Annotated in this window: 24 protein-coding genes, 1 tRNA gene and 1 riboswitch; of the genes, 16 read left to right on the top strand and 9 right to left on the bottom strand. The window is 55.8% G+C overall.

The genetic code is table 11. The annotated features are described in order from the left end of the window. The first annotated feature begins 70 nt into the window (after window positions 1–70). Window positions 71–1,006, top strand: coding sequence for a hypothetical protein (locus tag HMPREF2981_RS01575; protein WP_070660219.1), 936 nt, complete (start codon window positions 71–73; stop codon window positions 1,004–1,006). A gap of 303 nt (window positions 1,007–1,309) precedes the next feature. Here the strand turns inward: HMPREF2981_RS01575 and HMPREF2981_RS01570 are convergent, their stop codons facing one another. Together HMPREF2981_RS01570 and HMPREF2981_RS01565 are read right to left on the bottom strand one after the other, a co-directional pair. After that, the gene (locus HMPREF2981_RS01570) at window positions 1,310–1,834 is read right to left on the bottom strand and encodes a hypothetical protein (RefSeq protein ID WP_083313830.1); all 525 of its coding nucleotides are present in this window, start codon (window positions 1,832–1,834) and stop codon (window positions 1,310–1,312) included. After that, window positions 1,834–2,367, bottom strand: a complete 534-nt coding sequence (locus tag HMPREF2981_RS01565; protein WP_070660216.1) for a mycothiol transferase — start codon at window positions 2,365–2,367, stop codon at window positions 1,834–1,836. Before HMPREF2981_RS01565 ends, HMPREF2981_RS01570 begins: the two co-directional genes overlap by 1 nt. 229 nt (window positions 2,368–2,596) lie before the next feature. On the opposite strand from HMPREF2981_RS01565, the gene HMPREF2981_RS01560 reads away from it, so the two are divergent. The 6 genes from HMPREF2981_RS01560 to HMPREF2981_RS01540 all read left to right on the top strand — a co-directional run bounded on the left by HMPREF2981_RS01560 (window position 2,597) and on the right by HMPREF2981_RS01540 (window position 7,466). Beyond that, window positions 2,597–2,857, top strand: a complete 261-nt coding sequence (locus HMPREF2981_RS01560; protein WP_070660213.1) for a HigA family addiction module antitoxin — start codon at window positions 2,597–2,599, stop codon at window positions 2,855–2,857. Next, on the top strand, window positions 2,829–2,999 hold the full coding sequence (locus tag HMPREF2981_RS10520; RefSeq protein WP_246825194.1) for an NAD(P)-dependent oxidoreductase: 171 nt from the start codon (window positions 2,829–2,831) through the stop codon (window positions 2,997–2,999). The genes HMPREF2981_RS01560 and HMPREF2981_RS10520 overlap by 29 nt, the downstream gene beginning before the upstream one ends. 246 nt (window positions 3,000–3,245) lie before the next feature. Next, window positions 3,246–4,658: an FAD-dependent oxidoreductase gene (locus tag HMPREF2981_RS01555; protein WP_070660210.1), complete on the top strand. Its 1,413-nt coding sequence runs from the start codon at window positions 3,246–3,248 to the stop codon at window positions 4,656–4,658. A 193-nt stretch (window positions 4,659–4,851) separates the two neighbouring features. Next, window positions 4,852–5,550 (top strand): isochorismatase family protein, encoded by a 699-nt coding sequence (locus HMPREF2981_RS01550; RefSeq protein ID WP_070660207.1) that lies wholly within the window; start codon window positions 4,852–4,854, stop codon window positions 5,548–5,550. Next, a complete protein-coding gene (locus HMPREF2981_RS01545) occupies window positions 5,547–6,314 on the top strand; it encodes an SDR family oxidoreductase (protein ID WP_070660204.1) in 768 nt (255 codons plus the stop codon). The genes HMPREF2981_RS01550 and HMPREF2981_RS01545 overlap by 4 nt, the downstream gene beginning before the upstream one ends. Before the next feature lie 21 nt (window positions 6,315–6,335). Next, a complete protein-coding gene (locus tag HMPREF2981_RS01540) occupies window positions 6,336–7,466 on the top strand; it encodes an isochorismate synthase (RefSeq protein WP_070660202.1) in 1,131 nt (376 codons plus the stop codon). Here HMPREF2981_RS01540 and HMPREF2981_RS01535 read toward each other — a convergent pair. Then, complete coding sequence (locus HMPREF2981_RS01535; RefSeq protein WP_070660199.1) at window positions 7,429–8,487, bottom strand: 4'-phosphopantetheinyl transferase family protein; 1,059 nt, start codon at window positions 8,485–8,487, stop codon at window positions 7,429–7,431. The two genes, HMPREF2981_RS01540 and HMPREF2981_RS01535, sit on opposite strands and share 38 nt — an antisense overlap. 114 nt (window positions 8,488–8,601) lie before the next feature. Between HMPREF2981_RS01535 and HMPREF2981_RS01530 the strand changes: the two genes are divergently transcribed. After that, entirely contained in the window at window positions 8,602–9,924 is a 1,323-nt protein-coding gene (locus HMPREF2981_RS01530) for a ribonuclease H family protein (RefSeq protein WP_070660197.1), read from the top strand. A 174-nt stretch (window positions 9,925–10,098) separates the two neighbouring features. Here HMPREF2981_RS01530 and HMPREF2981_RS01525 read toward each other — a convergent pair whose 3' ends face one another. From HMPREF2981_RS01525 to HMPREF2981_RS01510, 4 genes are all read right to left on the bottom strand, one after another. Beyond that, window positions 10,099–10,389, bottom strand: coding sequence for a WXG100 family type VII secretion target (locus tag HMPREF2981_RS01525; protein WP_004005567.1), 291 nt, complete (start codon window positions 10,387–10,389; stop codon window positions 10,099–10,101). Between the two features lie 273 nt (window positions 10,390–10,662). Further along, a complete protein-coding gene (locus HMPREF2981_RS01520; RefSeq protein ID WP_070660194.1) occupies window positions 10,663–12,153 on the bottom strand; it encodes a sensor histidine kinase in 1,491 nt (496 codons plus the stop codon). Window positions 12,154–12,159: 6 nt separating this feature from the next. After that, the gene (locus HMPREF2981_RS01515) at window positions 12,160–12,864 is read right to left on the bottom strand and encodes a response regulator transcription factor (RefSeq protein ID WP_013397834.1); all 705 of its coding nucleotides are present in this window, start codon (window positions 12,862–12,864) and stop codon (window positions 12,160–12,162) included. Between the two features lie 60 nt (window positions 12,865–12,924). After that, window positions 12,925–13,191, bottom strand: a complete 267-nt coding sequence (locus tag HMPREF2981_RS01510) for a hypothetical protein (RefSeq protein ID WP_013397833.1) — start codon at window positions 13,189–13,191, stop codon at window positions 12,925–12,927. 175 nt (window positions 13,192–13,366) lie between these two features. Here HMPREF2981_RS01510 and HMPREF2981_RS01505 point away from each other — a divergent pair, with 175 nt between their 5' ends. From HMPREF2981_RS01505 to HMPREF2981_RS01485, 5 genes are all read left to right on the top strand, one after another. Then, window positions 13,367–13,906 (top strand): DUF3027 domain-containing protein, encoded by a 540-nt coding sequence (locus HMPREF2981_RS01505; RefSeq protein ID WP_239664661.1) that lies wholly within the window; start codon window positions 13,367–13,369, stop codon window positions 13,904–13,906. A gap of 229 nt (window positions 13,907–14,135) precedes the next feature. Continuing rightward, a complete protein-coding gene (locus HMPREF2981_RS01500) occupies window positions 14,136–14,840 on the top strand; it encodes an iron-dependent transcriptional repressor DtxR (protein ID WP_013397831.1) in 705 nt (234 codons plus the stop codon). A gap of 666 nt (window positions 14,841–15,506) precedes the next feature. Beyond that, window positions 15,507–15,690, top strand: a riboswitch (cyclic di-AMP (ydaO/yuaA leader). Between the two features lie 2 nt (window positions 15,691–15,692). Continuing rightward, entirely contained in the window at window positions 15,693–16,346 is a 654-nt protein-coding gene (locus tag HMPREF2981_RS01495; protein WP_070660191.1) for a C40 family peptidase, read from the top strand. A gap of 285 nt (window positions 16,347–16,631) precedes the next feature. Then, window positions 16,632–17,426 (top strand): L-threonylcarbamoyladenylate synthase, encoded by a 795-nt coding sequence (locus tag HMPREF2981_RS01490; protein WP_070660189.1) that lies wholly within the window; start codon window positions 16,632–16,634, stop codon window positions 17,424–17,426. 137 nt (window positions 17,427–17,563) lie between these two features. After that, window positions 17,564–17,812 (top strand): hypothetical protein, encoded by a 249-nt coding sequence (locus tag HMPREF2981_RS01485; protein ID WP_070660187.1) that lies wholly within the window; start codon window positions 17,564–17,566, stop codon window positions 17,810–17,812. A gap of 18 nt (window positions 17,813–17,830) precedes the next feature. On the opposite strand, the gene HMPREF2981_RS01480 is transcribed toward HMPREF2981_RS01485, so the two are convergent. Beyond that, the gene (locus tag HMPREF2981_RS01480; RefSeq protein ID WP_070660184.1) at window positions 17,831–18,793 is read right to left on the bottom strand and encodes a DUF4031 domain-containing protein; all 963 of its coding nucleotides are present in this window, start codon (window positions 18,791–18,793) and stop codon (window positions 17,831–17,833) included. Between the two features lie 64 nt (window positions 18,794–18,857). Here HMPREF2981_RS01480 and HMPREF2981_RS01475 point away from each other — a divergent pair. From HMPREF2981_RS01475 to HMPREF2981_RS01465, 3 genes are all read left to right on the top strand, one after another. After that, window positions 18,858–18,930: transfer RNA gene (locus HMPREF2981_RS01475), tRNA-Arg, on the top strand. A gap of 202 nt (window positions 18,931–19,132) precedes the next feature. After that, a complete protein-coding gene (locus tag HMPREF2981_RS01470) occupies window positions 19,133–19,969 on the top strand; it encodes a DUF6318 family protein (RefSeq protein ID WP_246825193.1) in 837 nt (278 codons plus the stop codon). A gap of 222 nt (window positions 19,970–20,191) precedes the next feature. Further along, entirely contained in the window at window positions 20,192–21,031 is an 840-nt protein-coding gene (locus HMPREF2981_RS01465) for a DUF6318 family protein (RefSeq protein WP_048754128.1), read from the top strand. 110 nt (window positions 21,032–21,141) lie between these two features. Here HMPREF2981_RS01465 and HMPREF2981_RS01460 read toward each other — a convergent pair whose 3' ends face one another. Continuing rightward, entirely contained in the window at window positions 21,142–21,843 is a 702-nt protein-coding gene (locus HMPREF2981_RS01460; RefSeq protein ID WP_246825192.1) for a TANK-binding kinase 1-binding protein (TBK1-binding protein 1), read from the bottom strand. Between the last annotated feature and the right edge of the window lie 55 nt (window positions 21,844–21,898).

The raw sequence follows: 21,898 nt of genomic DNA, 5'->3' as shown, positions 1-21,898 counted from the left end.
GATGAATTAATTAAATAAAGCTTTGATGATAAATTTCAGGTGAGAACGGTTGTCAACTAATAGGAATACGATGAGCATGAAACTTCGAAATATATATAACTTTTTTAAAATACAGAAACATAATAATTATGTGGAATATTTAAGTGTAATAAAATCATATGGAGATTTTAAGTGGATGTATATATTTTTAAAATATATATTCATACTTATTGTAATTTGGATTATCTCAAGAACTACATATTATTTTATAAAAGGATCTAATAATAATTCATTTGATCATATAGTTTATACGCAGGTTTTTCCTATGTATATCGTACCTATATACATATATTTTGTATTTGCCTTGACTCTTTCTATTGCGATTTTAGTATTATTTAGAAAGATTATTCCCCTTGAGAATAAGTGGGTATCGGTGACATTTTCTATGGTATGGAGTTATATAGGCGGGTTTACATCTATAGGATTTATATTTGGAGTTTTTGTCACTATGTACAGCTTTCTAGATAATGATATATCTGGTAAGTTAGATATTTTTACAGTGGTTGGGGGAGCTTCTTTAGCAGGAACATTTATAGGCCTTCCAGTCCTTTTGTTGTTGGGATTGGTGAGAGTATCGAAGTATTTCTATAAGTTGTGGCAGGGAGCATTAATAATTCCTGCGATATTTATTTTATCGTGGTATTTACCGGTTATATTCAATCATGATCTATTAGGCGAATTATATTTAAAAAGTGCAAATGTATATGGTCCTAAGATTGGGGAATTTGCTGTGGAACTGTATCTCATGCAAAACAAAAATGATGTGGATGTAGAAGAAAAGAAAAAACTTGTCGAAGAGGCAACTCAAATAATTAAAAACAGTTTATCTACTGTAGATCAAGGAGTGATTTTTTGGAGTACATTTGCAGTTCTGGTATTTTTTATAGCGATTTTCATTATGCAAGAATGCACAATTAGAAAAAATTATGTCAAAAACTTAGAAAGTTATGTGGAGTATAAGTTCTAAATGGAATTATGTAAAAATATTATAGAAAAGTTGAGTAGTATAATGTAATCGGAAATTGATAAAGGATATTAAATACTCTATTATGCCTTGTCCGGCTTGGATGATTTTAAGTTTAAGAAAGTCAAGTTCGATGAATAACGTCTGAGAAATTTGATGATTCAATCGATTCAGATCAGCTCAAGAAATCCTAGGGTTCCCATCCCCTAACTCTTTTTTGGGTGCTTAGCTACTACCTCGGGGTGGGCGTCAAGAAGCGCGCGTCCTGTGGTAGTGAGCTTGTAAGATCGCACAGGAACCGCATCTTCAAGTTGGGTGGGGGGAGAGGTGTTCCCGCGCAAGCCTCATCAAATCGGCCTTTTTCGCACTGCTCAAGCCGTTCACGCCCGCATCCTTGATGGCCTTGCGCAGTGCTGGGGCGGTCACTAAGTCTAGGGATTCTGCGGCGGACTCCACCTCTACGAGTCCGGCCTCAACCAGCATCCGCAGGTCGAACGCCGCATCAATCCCGTAGGTGTACTCAAAATATTTCGGGAACCAGCTCTGCGTGGTGAACGTATCGAAACCCACGCGCCACAGCAGAATAATGTCGCCCGCCGTCACCTCAAACAGGTACCCACTATAAAGCTCGATGTTAGCGACCGGCTCAAGCGCCCACTTCGGAACCGCCTTCGACGAGGACAGCTCCACCTCCTCAAGCCACGCCGCCAGGTCACGCTCGGGCGAAATATACGGCAGATTCCGGTGGCTGCGGTACAGCTGCTCAACCGCCGCAACCTGCTCGGGGGTTGCACTATCATGCCAATCGGCTCCGCTCGTACCAACAGCCACTACCCCTCCTTGTCCGAGGTGGCAGCCCCACCCGCGAGAATACCCGCCGCATAGGCTGCCTGCCCCACATGCTGGGCGGCATCGTCGATCATACTCACCAGCCGCACCCCGCGCGTCACATGCGGAGTCCACGACGTATCAATCACGTCATCCAAATCAGCCTCACTCAAACCCGCAATATACTCGCTCAACGCCGCAGCAGTTGCGCTCAGATACTCGACCAGCAACGCGGCATCCTCCACCACGACGGCGCGCGCCTGCTCGGCGGTATGGCCGTAACCCACCGTGTCGCCCAGCTCGCCCAAGTTGAAGCGGGAATCGAACCCCTGACTATGCCACACCTGCGGCTTGCCATTCAGCTGTGAGAGCTGCGCATCCATCTGCCGCCCCGCATGCCACAGCAGCCAGGCGATCGAATTCGTATGCCCACCCGCGTGCGCGTTCAATGCCCCCTCGGGCAGAGTGTTTATGAGGGCTTTCGCCTCAGTTGCGGGTCGGCTTGCGGCTTCACGCAGAACATCGCGGGCATCCATGATAGCTCCTTCATTCGGGGTAAAAGCGTCTACCACCAGTCTAGATTTCAAAGCGCAGAGGCACATCTATTTTGGGGCTATTTAAGCTGCGAAACGCAAAGCAACCCGCAGGAAGGGATGCACTTCTGCCAGTTACCGCGCCGTTTCATGCGTAATGTGCAGCAATATAATGGCCAGTGGAGAATATGTTTTAGGTGGACCGATTTAGGACCTGAGGAGGTAAAGATCGTTGACTATCACTGACAAAATTGCACCAATTCACCCCGGAGAAGTCCTGTTAGAAGACTTCATTAAAGGGTTTGGGATTACCCAGAATAAGGTGGCGGTGGCAATTGGCGTGCCGCCCCGGCGCATCAATGAGATCGTGCACGGCAAGCGAGGAATCACAGCCGATACAGCTGCGCGCCTTGCCCGATACTTCGGCACAACACCGCAGTTTTGGCTGAACCTGCAAACCGCGTATGAGCTTGATATGGTGGAAGACCTCTGAATACCAGCTGGCAGGCGGTGTGCTGACGATGAATGCCGCCGGGCAGAGTGAAATCAGCTATGCGGATTTTGCGGTCGCCGTGCTTGACCTTATTGAGTCGGGGGATCATCAGCGTGAGCGCGTGAGTGTGGTGTCGCGGTAGCTTACACCCCCGCTGCTGGGTGTAAAAAGAGCCTTTATTTGAATAAAGCGTTGGAAATCCCGCTTTATTCAAATAAAGGCTCTTTTTAGGCTGCATAAGATAAGGTAGACGGCCCGCCAGCGCAGCGTCAAAAAACTTAATGTTTTCTTGCAAAAACCAGGAATAAATGCCACACGCCGCCCGTTGAAGTTTACCGGAACACCAGACACGAATTATAAACACCTCAAACTTCACCGGGAGAACACTATGACTACCGCGCGCCTTCACTTCGATATGGTCGTTATCGGCTTCGGCAAGGGCGGCAAAACCCTTGCTGGCGCCTACGCGAAAACCGGCAAGAACGTTGCCCTGATCGAGCAGTCCTCAAACATGTACGGCGGCACCTGCATCAATATCGGGTGCGTGCCCACCAAGGCGCTTGTGCACCGGGCTGACGAATTCCGTGCCAGCGGCGAACACAACGCCGACGCTGCGAACGCCGCCTACGAGAGCGCCGTGATTTTCCGTGACAAACTCACCGGTGCCATGCGCGCGAAGAACCGCGAAATCCTCGAATCGAACGCCACCGCCAAACTCATTGACGGTCACGCACGGTTCCTCTCAGACACCGAGGTCGAGGTCACCGCGGGCGAGGACAAACTGGTCGTCACCGCCGACTGCTTTATCATCAACACCGGTGCCGTGGCGACTATCCCGCCCATCCCGGGCGCCCGCGAATCGAAGCGCGTGCTCACCTCCACCGAACTGCAGAAGCTCACCCCGCGCCCGAAGCGCCTGGGCATTATCGGCGGCGGTCCTATTGGTGTCGAGTTCGCCGGTATTTTCTCCTCCTACGGCACCGAAGTAACCCTGCTTGAAGGCGCTCCCGCGCTTTTCGGGCGTTACGATGACGATGTCGCCCAGGCGGCACGCGAGATTATCGCCGACCAAGGCATTACCGCTCACGCGGGCGTTCGCATAGAGACCGTTACCGATAACGCCGACTCCGTGACCGTGAACTACCTGGACTCCGAGGGTGCGTCCAAGCACCTTGAGGTGGATTACGTGATGGTTGCAACCGGGCGCAAACCCGCCACCGAGGGGCTGGGGCTTGAGAACACGAGCATCGAAACCACCGAGCACGGCGCAACCGCTGTCGACGAGCACCTGCGCACCACGGCACCGAATATTTTTGCGCTCGGCGACGTCAACGGCGGCCCGCAGTTCACCTACATTTCCCTGGACGACTACCGCGTGGTGCTCTCGCAGCTGCTCGGTGACGGTTCCCGCTCCACGAAGGATCGCCAGGCGGTTGCCGCAACCATCTACATGAACCCGCCGCTCTCGTCCGTCGGCCTGACTGAGCGTGATGCGCTCGCCGCCGGTTACACCATCAAGGTTGCCGCCAAGCCTGTTGCCGCTATCGCCGCCATGCCGCGTGCGAAGACCCTGGAGAACCCGCGCGGCATCATGAAGTTCGTGATTGATGCCGAGACTGACCAGATTCTCGGCGCTCAGCTGTTGGTGGTCGAGTCTATGGAGGTTATCAACCTCGTGGCGTTGGCAATGCGCCACAATATTACGGCATCGCAGCTACGTGATGAAATTTACACTCACCCGTCGATTACTGAAGGCCTGAATGAGGTTTTGGCGAATGCGGTGCCTGTGAATTTGAAATAACAGGAGACTTTGGGGTGCCTGTGAGCTTCCCAACCCGTGCTGTCATGATGAGGCGGCGGGTTGGGAAGCTCATTTAGTTACGGGGTGTCTATATCTGTTAGCTAAGGATGACCTAATATAGTACTTGCAGACAGACAAACGTTCTATTAAGAACCCCCTAAGCTGTTGTAACCCAATGGCAGGAGAAGATCATATGGCGCTACCCAAGATTGCCCCCTATTCGTACCGCGAACAGGAGCATCAAAACCGTGTAAACTGGCGGGTCGATCCCGCGCGTGCCGCGCTTCTCGTGCACGATATGCAGCGCTATTTCGTGCGCGCCTTTGAGCTGGAACGCGACGGACAACCCCTCCCAGACGCCCAAATCAACATTGCCATTGCCAATATTCGTCGCCTACTAGATGCAGCACACGCGGCGAACATCCCGGTCTACTACACCGCCCAACCACCCCGCCAGAATCCCGCCGACAGGCGCCTGCTGACCGATTTCTGGGGCGATGGCCTGCAGGACGACGAAAACGCCCAAATTCTCGACGAACTCGCCCCTACCGAAGCCGATACCGTGCTCACCAAATGGCGCTACTCCGCCTTCGTGCGTTCCCCGCTCGAAGAACAGCTCAAAGACCTCGGGCGTGATCAGCTCATCATCGGCGGCATATACGCACATATCGGCTGCCTGACCACCGCCCTTGAAGCGTTCATGCGCGATATTCAGCCCTTCATGGTCACGGATGCGCTCGCCGACTTCACCGAAAAAGAGCACCGCATGGCCTGTGAATACGCCTCGGGTCGATGCGCCCGCGTGCTTAACACCGCCGAGGCGCTGAAGCACATCAACGCCGGTGCCCTCGTCACAGCAGATGAACCGGAACTCCTAAAGGTATGCGCATGAGCTGGGTTATCGTGACCGGCGCAAACGGCGGAATCGGCGTGGCAACCGTGCACGAACTCATCAAGAATAACTATTCGGTGTATGCCGCCGATCTGGCGGAAAAACCGCACGAATCATTCGCCGCCTACGGCGACGCCATCCTCCGCTACCGCTCCGTCAACGTGAGCGACGAAGAATCGGTGCGGGCGCTCGCACGTGCCGCCGCTGAAGTGGATGAACCTATCCAAGGCGCCGTCTTGGCGGCGGGAATCGTGCACAGCAAACCGCTCTTAGACACCTCTTTTGAAGACTGGAAACGGCTGCATGCGGTCAATGCTGACGGCGTTTTCCTGTGCCTGCGTGAGTTCGCGCGCGCTATGATTGAGCAGGTGCAGACATCACCCGAGAACACGCGCTCGCTGGTGACGATTGCCTCCAACGCCGCCCGCGTGCCCCGCGCCGAGTTCGGTGCTTACGGGGCCTCGAAAGCCTCAGCGGTGCGGGTATCGTCAACCTTTGGGCTGCAGCTGGCGCGCCATGGCATTCGCGTGAACACGGTCTGCCCCGGCACCACCCGCACCCCCATGGTGACCGACGCGTGGAACGGCGAAGACCTCAGCGCCCTACCCGTGGCGGGCAGCCCTGAGACCTTCCGCCTGGGAATTCCGCTCGGGCGCATCGCCGAACCCGCCGATATTGCGGCGGTGAATGCCTTCCTCATCAGCGATGCCTCACGACATATCACCATGCAAAATATTGTTGCCGATGGCGGCGCAACCTTCTAACAGACCCGAAAGGCGTTATCAGTGAGCAATAATCTTCCTGATTTTATGTTTGCCACCGGAACCCGCGTGATGCGTACCGCCGGTTCCCTGCGCCAGGTCACCCTTGAGGATGCGCGCGCCGCCGCCGAATCCGCCGGTACCGCCGTGGTCGGTCTGATTCCTTTCGACCCGAACGCACCCGCGCATCTCTTTGTGCCCGCACGCCTGCAGATCGACGACATTCCGGTGCCCGAGCATGAGGTTACGCTCGCCGAGCCAACGCAGATTGAGGGCCGCGAAAACCCCGGGTATCGGCAGGCGGTGGCGACCGCCGTTGAGCGTATGAAGGCGCATCAGCTGGATAAGGTCGTGCTTTCCCGCCTGCTGCGCGCCGATTATGCGCCGGGTGCCCTCGATCTCGCAGGGGTGTATAACAACCTGCGCGCCCAGCAGCCCAACACGTTTGTTTTTAGCGTTAAGCTGCCGCAGGACCACCGCGGGTTGGAGCATCCATATCTGATGGGTGCCTCGCCGGAGCTGATTTTCAGTACGGAACCCGATACCGGGGAAGGCAGTGCTTTCAAAACGCACCCGTTGGCGGGCAGTGCGCCGCGCATTGCCGAGCATGGAAGCGCCGAGGATGAGGCTCTTGGGCAGCGGCTTATGGCTTCGCGTAAGGACCGTGGCGAGCATGCGACCGTTATCGCTGATATTCGGGCGCAGCTGGAACCTATGACCCGCCAGCTCACTATTCCTGAGGAGCCTTCGCTTCTGCAGACCCCGCAGCTGTGGCATTTGGGCACCCCCATCTCGGGTGTGCTTAAGCAGGGTATGACCTGCCTGGATGGTGCACGCGCCATTCACCCGACCCCTGCGATTTGCGGCGCCCCCACCGAGGCTGCGCGGCGTATGATCGCCGAACTTGAGCCGTTTAGCCGCGACTATTTTGGTGGGCTCATCGGCTATATGAACGCGGACGGAAGCGGTCAGTGGGCGCTCGTGCTGCGCTGTGCTGAGGTTGATGCGCAAACCGCCATCCTCTATGCGGGCGCGGGCATTGTGGCTGAGTCAGACCCGGTGCTGGAACACACCGAAACCGGCACGAAACTGGGTAGTTTCGGGCGCGCTCTGGGCATTAATACGCTGCCGCAGGCGGTTCCAGCAGACGCTTAACATCCAGCGGTGTGGCGACCGAGTGCACATCCACTACGGGAACGGTATCTTCGGTTGCCACCGCCAGCAGGAACCGTTCGGGATGCGCCGCCCGCCCCACCGTATCCGCCGTTGGATGCGCTGTCGGGCTGAGCGTCAGTACCGACCAGGTGATAAAGAACGAGCGCTCGTCGCCCTCGCGGGCGTTTTCGCCCGATATATCGCGGGTTTTCGGGGTCTGATGCTTATCGGCGTCCTCACCGCCCGCCGACGTTTCCTCTGCTGACGTATCTGAGTCTTTGGGCAGAGTGAGCGTGGCACGCACACTCACCCGCGGACTTACCGAAAGCTCATGCTCGCAGGGGCGATCCTGTCTGCCCGGCGCATCCAGCGGGTTTGCCGGTTCGCACAGGGCGCTGACCATCGCCAAGGTCGCATCATCGCACTCAATCTGCACCGTCTGCGGTGAAACACTTAGTCCGTGCCCGGTTGCCTTGAGTACTGCCTCCTTCGCGGTCCAGATGGCAACTCCCGCCGCCTGCTGCTGGCCTGGCGGCAGAGACTCATAGGCGGCGCGTTCATCGACGGTGAGCGCAACCCGTGCAAAACCCGGGAAAAGTGAGGCCTGAACCGCCTCAAGATCAATGCCGAGAACCACCTGCTGCTGCGCACAAAAACCACCCGCCGCCAGCGAAGGCACCTGCGACATATTGAAATTCACGCCCGCAATGCGCGGCTTACCGTGCGGTTTACCGCTCGTGCAGAGCCGACATGACCGATCCACCGTAATCGTGCGTGCACTCCGCCCCGAAATACCCAGCCGAGGCGCAGCCAACGCCCGCATGAGAGCTTCAGTCGCCAGGTAACTCACAGAGGCCGACGGGCTGTGTATCGACGCCGCCTTGCGCCGAGCATCCTCGCCCACATAGTCAAGCCACGTAAACCTTAACCCGCCAGTAAAGGTGCGGGTGGGCAGGGTAAATACACTGATGTGCGTGCGTGAAACATCCGCATCCCCGGAAGATATAGAGTGGATGGTCATACCCTAAGTCTACCCGCCCGCCGCCTGGAACCTGCGTGACGTGACGAAACCTCTAGCTTCATGAACTGACGCCACACTCTGCGCTTTACGAGTGTGTAAGGTAAAGTCGAGAGCATGCAGAATCAGATTATTGCGGCGGCTGATGGCTCCGCGCTTGGTAATCCCGGACCTGCCGGATGGGCATGGTACATTGACGAGAACCACTGGGCGGCAGGGGGCTGGGAGCACGGTACCAATAATATGGGCGAGATCAAGGCGGTTCTCGACCTGTTTGAGGCGACCGCCCATCGTGCCGAGAGCAAACTTCTGATCTACTGCGACAGCCAGTACGTGATTAACTCCCTCACCCAGTGGATGCCCGGGTGGAAGAAACGCGGCTGGAAAAAGGCCGACGGTAAACCCGTGCAGAACCGTGACCTGCTCGAAGCGCTCGATGCCGCAAGCACTGGCAGGGACTACGAGATGGTCTGGGTTAAGGGGCATGCTGGGCACGAGCTGAACGAGGCCGCAGACTCCCGTGCGAACGCAGCCGCACAGGCCTTCAAAGAGGGGCGAGAACCCGAAACCGGTCCGGGGTTTCCCGGCTCGCCGCATACAGCAGGTGAACAGAGCGCCCCGAGCACCCAAGCCGCCCAAACTCGTGAAACCGAGAACCATGCTCACGCCCAAGACCCCGATACTCTCGCTGCGGATGCGCACCTGAGCCTCGAAGACTTCACCGAAACCGAGGTGGAACGCGCACGCCAGGGGTTCGACTCCCTGAAACTCAACGGGATTCTCAAGTCTGCATCTGCCATTGCCGCCCCCAATCCGCAGGCGGTGCAGGAGCGGAAAACGAAACTTGCTGAAGCCTCCGCACGTGCCGCAGAGCGCGAGGCGCAGGCGCAGCAGCGAGTGCTCGCCGAGCAGGAACTCGCCGAATCAGAAGCCGAAGAGAACGAAGAATTTGAAGGCGAAGAGTTCGAGGAAACCGAGCAGGAGAGCAACTCTCAGGGAAGCGTCACGGAAAATGCCGTGCCCGAAGAGCCTGCACCCGACCCCACGGGAACCGCTGCATCGGCACCTGCACAATCGGATCATTCCGCCCCGAACCCCGAAGATGCCGTGCACGCCGAACGTGAACTTGAGATGCGCGGCGGGAGCATGAGCGAACCCGAGATTTCTGCGCTGCTGCACGAGCGTCTGGTGTGGGTGACCGCGACCGGTCGATCCGTCAGCCGTGCCGACACCATCGCGTACCGTGCGCGCGCTTTCACCCAGCAGGGCAGCCCCGCCAAACAGGGCGTGCAGGTTGTCGATGATCATAATGTGCTCATCATGGCGGCAGTGCAGACGGCACGCGGGCGGGTCAATCGTTCGAGCCTGTGGCATTACGACACGGCAGCAGCCCTGAACGGGTGGCGGCTGCGGTTTAGGCAAGAGACCACCGCATCATAAGCCCGCACCGCATATCGCCCGAATAAATCGGTACAGTCCGCGCGGGAACTGACGTCACCAGATCATTTGCGCCTAAGAAAAACCGGGGCTGCCGTGAAGTCCGCTATCAATCCTTCACGGCAGCCCCGCGTGCTATCTCGTTAAAGTTCAGTGCACATAGTGCGACTCTGGAACCTAGCCCACGAACATCGCAGCGTTCGCGTTTTCAGTCTCCGCATAGTTCACGCCCGCACGGTCAAGAGCCTCGTTAATCTGGGTAATCGACTCTTCCACACGCTTCTGAGTACCGCGCCAATTATCAAGCACCGCCTGAAAGTTCGTCGATGCCGAGCCCGTCCACGAACCCTGCAAATCCTGTAGGGATGCGGTCATCCCGGTAACCTCGGCGCTAATGTTAGCGACCTGGGTTTTAGCCTGGGCTGCCTTCGCCGCAATGGTTTCTGAATCGACGACGAACTGTGCCATGATATTCCTCCTGGGTAGGGTGTAAAGGTTTTTTCGAAAGCTGTCGGCCGCGTGAAATTCTGCCGTAGAATTTCGTGCCGTGCAGCGCTCACCATCTACCCTAGAGAAACGCCCATCGCGATGCGCCCGCGAACCTTACTGTCTGTGGATAATTGCCCGCGCGGGACACAAAAACCGGTTATCCACAGTCTGAGAGCGTCTTAAAACCGGCATGGGATGCGGTTTCTCACCCGCACCAGCCGAATTATGACGAACTATACCCCCGCCCAGCGACTACTGCGAAACGCCGTTATCGGTCATCACCGGCGCCGGATAGAACGGCAGGCTAATCACAAAGGTCGCACCGCCTCCGGACGTTTCCTCAATATGCACAGAACCGTCGTGCTGCTCCAAAATCGCCGCCACAATCGACAGCCCCAGCCCGGTGCCGCCAGTCTCACGCGAACGCGACGTATCAGTACGGTAGAAACGCTCGAACACGCGCTCGCGGTCTTCACCGTGAATACCCGGGCCGTGATCGCGCACCTCAATAACCGAGAGCGGGTATCCGGGAACATCTTCGCGCACGCCAACCGCGATTTCTAAGGGCGTGCCCGCCGGGGTGTAGCGCATCGCGTTGGTGAGCAGATTGGCGACCACCTGGCGCATCCGCGATTCATCGCCGATCACGGGTGCACTTGTGGGGGCCACATCGTCGGTAAGGCCCACAAGCGAGACTTCACGATCCGGCGACGTTGCGTAGGCGTCGTTGCTGGCATCAACCGCCAGGTGGAACAGGTCGAAGGGGGCGAGTTTAGATTCGCGGCGTTCGTCGATGCGCGCCAGCGTAAGCAGATCCTCCACCAGCTGGCCCATGCGTTTCGACTCGGACTCGATGCGCCCCATCGCGGTTGCCACGGCCTCGTCATTGGGCAGGGCACCCTGGCGGTATAGTTCGGAGTACCCGCGAATACTCACCAGCGGGGTACGCAGCTCGTGCGAGGCGTCTCCCACGAACCGGCGCATCTTCGCCTCTGACTTCGCCTGCGCATTAAACGAACTCTCAATCTGCGCGAGCATAGTATTCAGCGAGATCGCTAGGTTGCCGATCTCGTTGCTGGGGTTGTAATCCTCGATGCGCTGCGAGAGATCCCCGGCGGCAATCTTCGCGGCGGTCTGCTCCACACGCGCCAGCGGCTCGAAGGTACGGGTCACAATCACCCAGGTCATCGCGATCGCAGCGGCAAGTGTGGCAAGCCCGAACGCGAAGGTCAGCACCCCAACCAACGCGACCACCTGGTTCGTCTGCTTCAGCGGCAGGGCAATCACCATTGAAGATGCCTGACCGTTGGTTGAAGACTCCAAAGAAATCGGCATAATACGCCAGTCGTTAGAGCCTGTCCGCGAGTTTACGGTCGTGCCGGTTTCGTGGTATTTCTTGACCTTTTCGGAGTCCCAGCCGGTCAGAACCGGCTCGTTTTCCGCCTGTTGATCGGCTCCCGCAATCGAGTGCAGCACGTTTCCGTGCTGATCGAGTACATAGACCCGGTACGAGCCGACCGCCCCGTCCTGCCGGGTCTGCGAGGTTCCGACGGAGGAAACGAGCGAGGAAGAGCTCGCCTTCATCTCTTCGTCGAGCTGATGTACCATTTGGGCGCGCAGTGCCGAAATCGCCACGAGCGAGGTGACCGCGATGGCAAGCGCAATGAGCACCGAGGTCACCACCACCAGCTGAGTTCGCAGCGACAGCGAGTGAGGAAGACGATCAACAGGTTTCAGTGGCACGAGATACTAGCTCCGAGAACCGCGAATCATGTAGCCCACACCGCGTTTGGTGTGAATGAGCGGTTCGTGTCCTTCGCGATTGTTATCAATCTTGCGGCGCAGGTACGAAATGTACGACTCCACAATGGAGGAATCGCCATTGAAGTCGTACTCCCATACGTGGTCGAGAATCTGTGCCTTCGAGAGCACACGGTTTGCGTTGAGCATCAGGTAGTGCAGCAGGTTGAACTCGGTGGGGGAGAGGTCGATTTCCTCATCTCCCAGGAACACCTCATGGGTGTCAATGTTCAGGCTCAGGTCGTCCACGCGCAAAATCGCGTCGTCTTCTTCCTGGGCGTTGCGTGACCGGCGCAGAATAGCGCGGATGCGGGCGATCACCTCATCCAGTGAGAACGGCTTGGTGACGTAGTCGTCACCGCCCGCGCCCAGACCGGCAACCTTATCTTCGGTGGCGTCCTTCGCGGTGAGGAACAGCACCGGGTACGTGCGCCCCGCATCGCGCAGACGACGGGTCACCTCAAAGCCGTCCATCCCGGGCATCATCACGTCGAGGACGATGAGGTCCGGCTGTTCGTTTTCCGCCTTTTCAATCGCTTCGCGACCGTTACCGGCGGTGACAACCTCAAACCCCGCAAACCGCAGGGATGTAGCCAAAAGCTCTAGAATATTGAACTCGTCATCAACGACGAGCAGTTTAGCTTCTGCAGACATTGTGTACTCTTCTTTCACCAGAAAAATTATCGGAAAATCTTATGTACCGGTATGCGCGTCTTAGCTTGCTCGCCTGCGCAGAACCGCCAGCACAATACTGACCATGAGCGCAAGAAAAGCGACCGGAAGCAGAATCAGCGGAATCTGACTCATGAGCGCTGGCGGATGCGCCCCCGCCCATTTCATGAGGAGCATGACGACGCCGCATATTACGCATACTACGGCTAGAATACCGCCGCCCGCACCTAGCCAGCGAATCGCTCGGGTGTAGGGAAGGGCAGCGGCGGCCTCTACGGGCTCAGAGGAAGATACGCTTTTGCTACTCATGGCATAACCGTATCAGGTTTATGGGCCTGCTCCCGCCGAAAAACGCAATATTGCGCTGTGACGGGCAGTATTCACAGCGTTTGCGCAGGTTAGGGTCTGACATGGGCGCATACGGACGAAAACATCACACGAACTCCTCGCCGTCATCGCGCTGGGAGATGCTTTAATAGGTAGTATGTCTGAACAGGTGAACCAACAGCCCGACGAATCTACCGTGCCCACGCTTGAACATGATGCCGAGACAACGGCAGCTGCGCATGACCCTTTCGTCGTTAAGGAAGATGAACTTCCTACCGGGGAACCCACCCTGGGGCCTGCGCATAGGCGCCGTCGCACCACGAAGGTTGACGATATTCTTGCGGAGGCAAAAGATATTGCACTCACCGGGGTTGAAGCTGTTGCACCGCATAACTCTATCGGTCTGGTGCATCATTTGCGCGGCGAAGAAGAGCGCTTGACTACACATCTTTTTGAGTGCACGCTGCCGGGGTACCGCGGGTGGTTTTGGTTTGCGACTCTGTCGCGGGCACCTCGATCTAAGGTCGCGACTATCTGCGAGGTCGGTCTGATTCCCGGTGATGATGCGCTTCTCGCCCCCGAATGGGTGCCGTGGGCGGATCGCCTGCAGGCCAGTGAACGTGATAACAACGGTGCTGAGGAGGCGGGCGCATCCGCTGAGGATCAGCAGGACGCCGAGGATGCCGAAGAGGTTTAGCGTGAGCTTTTGCTGAGAGCCGCCTTGATAGTTTTGCTTTTCGCGGATGTACTCGGAACGATTTTCGAGATGGATTCTAAGGCGAAAAGTTCGCTTCAAGCGACGCGCCGGGGTAATCCGTGGCAAAACTACTTAAAAAGGTACATAATAGTTACTCAGATATAGGTTCGATATAAGGCTAGGCTACGTTTGCTTGGCTGCAGGTTGTATATAAGGGGAATAAGACGGTATGACCGATCTGATTGATACCACTGAGATGTATCTGCGCACCATCCTCGAACTTGAGGAAGAGGGCATTACCCCCATGCGTGCGCGTATTGCGGAACGCTTAGACCATTCCGGTCCGACCGTCTCACAGACCGTGGCGCGTATGGAAAAGCACGGACTACTCACTGTTGAGCCCGACCGTCACCTCGAATTGACCGATGAAGGTCGCAAGAAGGCCGTTGAGGTTATGCGTAAGCACCGCCTTGCCGAGCGTCTGCTCTCTGATGTGATCGGTCTGGATATCGAGTATGTACATGATGAGGCTTGCCGCTGGGAGCACGTGATGAGCGATCACGTGGAGAGGCGCATTCTGGATATGCTCAATCAGCCTAAGTTCTCTCCTTACGGCAACGCTATTCCCGGTCTTGAAGAACTCGGCATCGACAGCGAAAAGAACGACGAACGTACTGTTCCTATGGCGCTTGCTGCCCGTGATTCCGGACCTGAGGATCGCTTCACGATTTCACGCTTCCCCGAATCTATCCAGACGGATATTGACCTGCTCAAGGTGCTTGCCGACGCCGGTATTACCTTTGGTGCTTCGGTGTCTGTGGTCGGCGGCGACAATAACGATGTAATTGTGCGTGCCGATGGCGAAGACGCCTCTATCTCGCTGGATTTGGATGTTGCGAACGCTATTGTGGTCAAGCGCGCATCTGCACTCTAAAGAATGTATCGTTCGCCAGCCGGGCGGTTGTAGAAGGCGGCTGATAGCGCGCCTTCCCGTATAGATCTCATAATTGACCGTGGGGCTTACCGTAGGGTGAGCTCCACGGTTCTGTTATGTCCTGAAATCTCGGGGGTGAGCGGGTGTGAGCCGCGGTTACTCCTTAATATATAGGGGGTGGCTGCCGGATTATACTCTTCGGGACGGTATATCTGTATCGTCGAGAATTTAGCGTGTCATAGTGCATCCATGCCGGATATGCCTTTTGCAGATGCGATGTTCAAAACCAGGTTTTGGGGGATACATCCCAGATATAGCGCGGAAGCTGCCGTAAAACGACAAAACTTTACGGTGCGACTATCAGGAGAAAATTAACGTTCGCGCAGAAAAAAATTTTAAGAGATGTGGATCAACCTTAAAGAAACCTGGGAATGCTGGATATTTGTGCCGATAAAACCCCTAAAATCCGCGGAACGCTGTATAAAACTACTAGTCAGAGGCTTATTTTAGAAGAACAAGTGTTCTTTTCGTAAAGTATTACTAGCTCGGTGTTACGGACTATTTGACACTATTGGGGTGAAAAAGGTGGCGACAAGAGGTGACAACTGAGAGTTTTCTGTGTATTCTCATTCTGTGTCCAAATCCTAATCGTAAGAGGACACCCTTGGAGTGAATCCGCCGAGTTCTGCCAGCACTTCAAGGAACGTCTACCCATATACGGCAGAAGCGGGGGAACCACTTTTTGGTTTCTCCTTAGGGGAGAGGCCTAGGGGCTAAGTCGCACAAGTGACCGAGTGAATCCATGCTCGCGCCCGACAGCTTACCTCGTCAGGCAATGGAGGAATATTACTAATGGCTAAGAAGATTGTTCGTAACGCAGGTATCGTTGCTGTTGCTGGTGCTGCTGTTATCGGTTCCAACATTCCCGCAAACGCATTTGCTGAGGTTCCTGCAGCAACCGACTTGAGCTACGACTACAGCAGCTACGAGTACGATTACAGCAGCTACCAGACCCCCGCAACTTCCTACGTTGCACCTCAGGCTGAGCAGCAGACCGAGTACGTTGCACCTGCACAACAGACCGCACAGGTTGAGACTACTTCTGCACAGGCACCTGCTGCTGCAGCAGATCAGGCTCCTGCACCCACTACCAACAACGCAACCCGTGATTCTATTGTGTCCGCAGCTAAGGCTGCTCAGGGTACCGGTTACGTTTGGGGCGGTCGCTCCTACGGTGCATGGGACTGCTCCGGCTTCGTCTCCTACATCTTTGCTCAGCAGGGCATCAAGCTGACTCCTTACACCTACACCATGTCCACTGAGCTTCGCGCAACCGCGAACCCCCAGCCTGGCGACATCGTGTTCACCAACGGTTACAACCACGTTGGTATCTACGTGGGTAACGGCCAGATGGTCTCCGCTCTGAACCCCTCGCAGGGTACCCAGCTGACCCCCGTTGATGGCAATGGTTACATGCCTGTCGATGGTTACTACACCGCTTTCTAATCTCATCTGAGATAGAGAAGACTTAGACAAAGACGGCACCCGTCAATCGGATAGGTGCCGTCTTTGCGTGCTCTGGAAGGTATATATGCCTTTCGAGCTCGGTGTCAGACGTGGTGTCACACTCATAAGGCTTGCGTGCAGATTCTAGGCGCTTAAGCCCTCACACCGCGGCTCTATGGCAGAAAAACGCGGGAGAGACCGCATCGTGGTCATGTGAATATCTCATGATGTGACTATATAAAGATAGGCTTGCCTTGTCTTCTGGGCGAGTACAATACTTGAACTATGGAAAATACATCATCAACTCCCATCCGCGAAGACTGGACGGGCGAGGCATCTCCGACAGCTGTAGCAACCCTCTCAGGCACCGGCGGCCTGATCGTCGCCCCCACAAAGGTTGGCTATATCCTCATGGCTACTGATGGCGAAGGTCTCGAACGTAAATTTGATGCCAAGCTCCGCAAGCGCGAAAAGCCCGGTGTCGTGCTGTGCGCATCCTTAGAACAGCTCGATAAACTCGCCCAGATGACCCCAGAAATCCGCGAATTCTATCGGAAACACTGGGATGACGACATTCTTTTAGGATGCATTCTGCCCTGGCGCGAAGACGCTGAAAAGTACCTGCCGGATGAAACGACGAAGGAACTTGCCCGCGATGCGCGCGCAACCAGCTGCTTCGTGGTGCGTTTTGGTACCCCCGCAGAACAGATTGTTCGTGCCCTCTGGGAGAATGAAGGGAAACTGACCTTCGCGAGCTCAGCAAACCCCTCGGGCATCGGTAATAAGGGGCGCGTGACGGGCATTGGCGACCGCATCGAGAACGGCGTAGACGTGATTGTGCGCGGCGATGAATACGTGAAATCCATTCAACCCGATAAGACCGACGAAACACGCCACGAACAGGGCGTGATGGTCTCAATGGTCGATGCCGAGGGCAACCTGGTGCCCGAACAGCACGGTGAACGCGGCGTGACCCCCGCCCCCACCCTGATTCGTAAGGGTCTGGACTATGAAGAGATTATGCGCCATCTGAGCGACTCATTCCTCAGCTGGGATTATCGCCACGGCATGTACTACTAAGCCCGCCTCAGGCTATTTTCGGTAGGTTATACGGGGCGTGCGTCTGATGGTCGATCAGGCGCACGCCCCGTATACGTCTCTAGGCGTGAGGCGAAAATGCGTTCTTGCGGGGTAGGATATGCGGGTACCATAGAAGAATGCCAACACAGTTTGAAAGCCCTAAGAACAGCTCCGACCAGGAATTTAAGTACCTTGCCATCGGCATGGTGGCGGGTGCGATTCCGGGTATTGTGATCGGTTTGCTCGTCGCGCTGCCGCTCGGTAACCCGGCCATGTGGGTTTCTGTCGTCGGCGGCATAGGCATTATTATCGGCATGGTGAGTGCCCGTATGATCTACCGCAAGAAAACGAGGGCACGAAAAAATCCCCGCAGTGAGCAGGAATAGCTCATCGGTGGGCACAATTTAGTGTGCCTCCTTGGTTGGTTGTTCGCTCAACGCTGGGCGGTAGCCCTCCAGCTCGGTACGGAGGTTCAGACGCGCGGGCGCATCCCAGAGAAGATGCGCGGTGTCTGAGGCATAGATCGCCGTGCGGTTCAGAAAACCTTGCAGAATCGCCGCTCGGCCGCGAGTGAAGGCGTCCGGAGCGTAATGGGCGTACTCGGCGCGAACCCCAGCGACATAGCGGGTATAACGCGGGCTATCGGCGGCGAGAATCGCAAGGTCGGCATCAAGGAAGAATGCTGCATCGGCACGGGTAAGTGCGCCGGAGGTATATTCCTCAATACCATCGGCTAGTTGGTGAGAAGCCGTGAGCTCTATCAGGTGCGCAATAGCGGTAACCTCGCGGTTCGTGAGGGACCCAGTACTCGCCAGGGGAGTGAGGGTGGTGCGTGCTAGATCGGCACTAGCCGCCTCGTCTTCGCCGGGATTTGCCTCGTAGACGGCATCATGAAACCATGCCGCCAGAAGTACCGCCCGCGGGGTTGCGGTGTGGTGTCGTTCGTAAAGCGTCTTGAGCGCGGTGAGCATTTCCGAAAGATGCACGCTCGTGTGGTATTTCCGATGCGGCTGCTCGTAACGCGCCAGCAGATCTTCGCCCAGCTCCGTGTGTCCGGGCAGCAACGACTCCCAGGCGCGCATGAGGCGCGGGCGTATTTTATTAGGGCGTTCCCGCAGCGGCACCCGCAGCCCGCTGCCTATCAGGATGCGCGTCAGCTGCGATCCGCTCACCTCGCGCGCCCCGGCACGAACCAGCCCCTCGTACCGATACGCGGGAACGTCGTAGTGGTCGGCATCGAAGGCACGCGGACTTATGTTGGTTTTCGCCGCAAAATCGTGAAGTTCCGCCAGAGAAGTGTCAGAAATTAGGTGCGAAAAGACCGTGCCGTGCGCGGGCCAGACGGGCGGGTCAATAAAAATACTCACTCGTCTATTCTAGGGGCGTGTAAGATGCTAAAACCTGTGTGATGCCCGTATAATGGAACGAGTTGCCCCCGTAGCTCAGGGGATAGAGCACTTCTCTCCTAAAGAAGGTGTCGGACGTTCGAATCGTCTCGGGGGCACGGGTAGCGAACCCGCTTGATGCAGTTTCCTCGCGGAGGAGCATCAAGCGGGTTTTATTTTATCTGCAGGGCGCCGTTGCCCGTGTTGAGGGCGTAGAACATAAAGGTTCCATAACATTTTGCCGCAAATCCTGAAGTAGGAAGCCCTATGCGCTTATTCTGAAAGTGACCGATAAATACCCGTACATATCTATGAGAGGCAATGATGTCTTCTATTTTTACCCGCAGAAATGCATTGTTCGTGTTCGGAACCGGAGCCGGTGCGGCACTACTGAGCGCGTGCGGTGGTAATTCCACCTCTGAAAGCTCCGGGTCGGGGAGCGCATCGTCGTCTGATGCATCGCCGAGTGCCTCTTCAAGTTCAAGCTCTTCATCGTCGAGTTCATCCTCGGTAAGCTCCTCGTCAGCTTCCGCCTCATCAAGCCCAGAATCCTCATCATCGCAGTCTGGTGCAACCGATATTGATATGAGCGGCAGCTATGGCGGAAAAATCGATTTTGAGTCCGTTCTGGAATACGAGAAATCCGGTATATATGAGCCCGCTACGAAGGAGCATCCGGCAAAAAATGTTCCTAAACCCAAGAAACCTGCCGGTGCGGATGAGAAATCGCTCAAAGGTCTCTACCTGAGCATCGCGTTTGCGGTTGCCGCAACGCAATACGCCTACAACACGGGCGACTATTCCCTGCTGGAGCAAAGCTCTATGTCGGAACCAGAACGCAATTACTTCTTGAGGGAAGAGAAGGAACGACTCGATAAAACCCGCGAAGGCACATTCTGGCCGGATAATATTACGATCGAGTATACGCTCACCGAAGAGAGTCCCCGGCTTGAAGGCGATGGCGAATACAAATGGGATCGTGAATTTATCGTTGAGTACGGTAAATTCGAGGTTGTTGACGGCAAAGTTGAGTACCATTCAGACGAAGACCACGACATGATATATCGCGATAAATTTATAGGTAATCTGACGGCGCAGTATCGTGATGGCACCTGGAATACCATCGCGGTTGCCAATCAACCGAAGTCTAAGAGCTAAAACGTAAGTGCCCTTGCCTCTGTAAAGGTATTTATCTCCGAAGGACTCTGTTTATCCTTTCGGACTACTAATGTGCGTGCTGTACTGCTCTATACCCCTGTGCGACGAGTATTGCTGATGATGACGGGAACTTGTGCGCGGTGCCGCGCAAAGGGGCAGTGCAAGCCTAAACTTAAACATATACCGATTTGTCCTACACTTCCGATAAGGAGAACTCTACTCATGTCTTCTCTGTTCGATCGCCGAACCGCCTTACTGGTTCTGGGCTCTAGCGCCGGTGCCGTATTTTTATCTGCCTGTGCTCCCAAGGTGAATGGGATTGAGGCGACGTCGCCCGCATCCTCTAGTTCATCGTCTTCTTCCAGCTCGTCGAGCTCTAGTTCCTCGTCGAGTTCTTCAAGCTCCAGTTCGTCGGCATCACGTTCAGCGTCGTCAAGCCCGAGCCCGAGTATCGATATGAGCGGCAGCTACAAGGGCGATATTAACTTTGAATCCGTGCTCGAATACGAGAAGTCGGGTACCTTTGAGCCCGCCACCAAGGAACACGCTCAGAGAAACACCCCCAAACCCAAGAAACCGTCGACTATGAACGAAAAATCCGCTAAAGGACTGAGAGACAGTATTGCCTACGCGGTGGCGGCGGTTGAGTATGCGATTAATACGGGTGATTATTCTCTGATCCAGCAAAGCAACATGGATAAAGTGGAGCAGAACTATTATTTAGACCCAGAGACCAAAGAAAAGCTCGAAAAAGTACGCAACGGTAAACGGTGGGTTGATAACGCTAAATTTACATACACCCTAGATACCGAAGTGCCAGATTCTGAGGGTGAGTACTACTCGTGGGACCGCACTTTTTCTGTTGACTATGGTGCGTTTGAGGTCAATGACGGTAACGCAGAAGAACTTGTGCCCGGCGGCGCTAAAGTTACCAAAAAGTTTACGGGACGTCTGCTTGCCGAGTACAAGCATGGTGTGTGGGAGGTTCTAGGGGTCGTTACCCAGATTAAAGAGGAAGGTGAGGAGAGCACGAGTAGTCCATCAGCTTCGTCAAAAGTTTAGCCAACGCTGATCTCGTCTTCCGCGCGGGGCTCTGCATGAGTCCTCCCATGAAAAAGGAACCCTAATCGTGAATTAGGGTTCCTTTTTCATACAGTGAGGACGAGGGGGAGTTATTCTTCGGGTTTACCGTCTGCCCCGGCGTTTGGCCCGCCCGCGATAAAGGTGGAGGCCGCATCCTTAATGCTGCGCACCAGCTGGTATGCGATACCCGCCAGAGACAGAAGCAGCAGCGCCCAATCCACAGGTAACAGCACGTTCAGAGCGCCGGGCTGATGCGCGGGGTCGGCGAGCGCTGCATCTAGCATAAAAATCGTGGCAATGTGCGCGAGCAGGTAGCCCACCGGAGCCGCCGTGAACAGTGCCCGCAGCACCTTCGGCAGGCGTGACGTGTACGCCAGAAACGCCAGCGAAAGCCCAAAAAAGAGCGCAAAAACTATGCCCACCGAACGATGCGCATACGTATACGCACCCAGATTGTTGCCCAGCCCGGAGGCGAAGGCAGATAGGGCTTCGGTTGAGGTGACGGGGGAGAGGTCGGGAACTTGGGCGTTCGCCAGCCTGCCGTAGCTTGGCAGCACCCAGAACGCCACATAGGCGCCCAACAGCAGGGAGATCGTGACCGCCACGTACAGAAAGGTCTTCGAACGCTGCTGTTCGGCGGGTGCGTTCGCGCGCACGGCACGGTCATCCATGACCTGTTTGAGCTCATGAATTTTATGCTCTTGGGGTTTGCGCCCAGGCTGCGGTCGGCTCTGCCCCTGCTGCGCCTGCTCGCCGTACAGGCGTTTCTTCTGACCTTGTGATAGACCCATACCTTCCATTATTGCGCAGAGCGACTGGTTGTGTCAGCGTGGAGCCTTTACCAAA

This window comes from Rothia sp. HMSC069C01, assembly GCF_001814655.1.
GTDB classification, from domain to species: domain Bacteria; phylum Actinomycetota; class Actinomycetes; order Actinomycetales; family Micrococcaceae; genus Rothia; species Rothia dentocariosa.
Note: the sequence above shows the minus strand (reverse complement) of the source record. Positions and strands in the feature narration are given on the sequence as shown.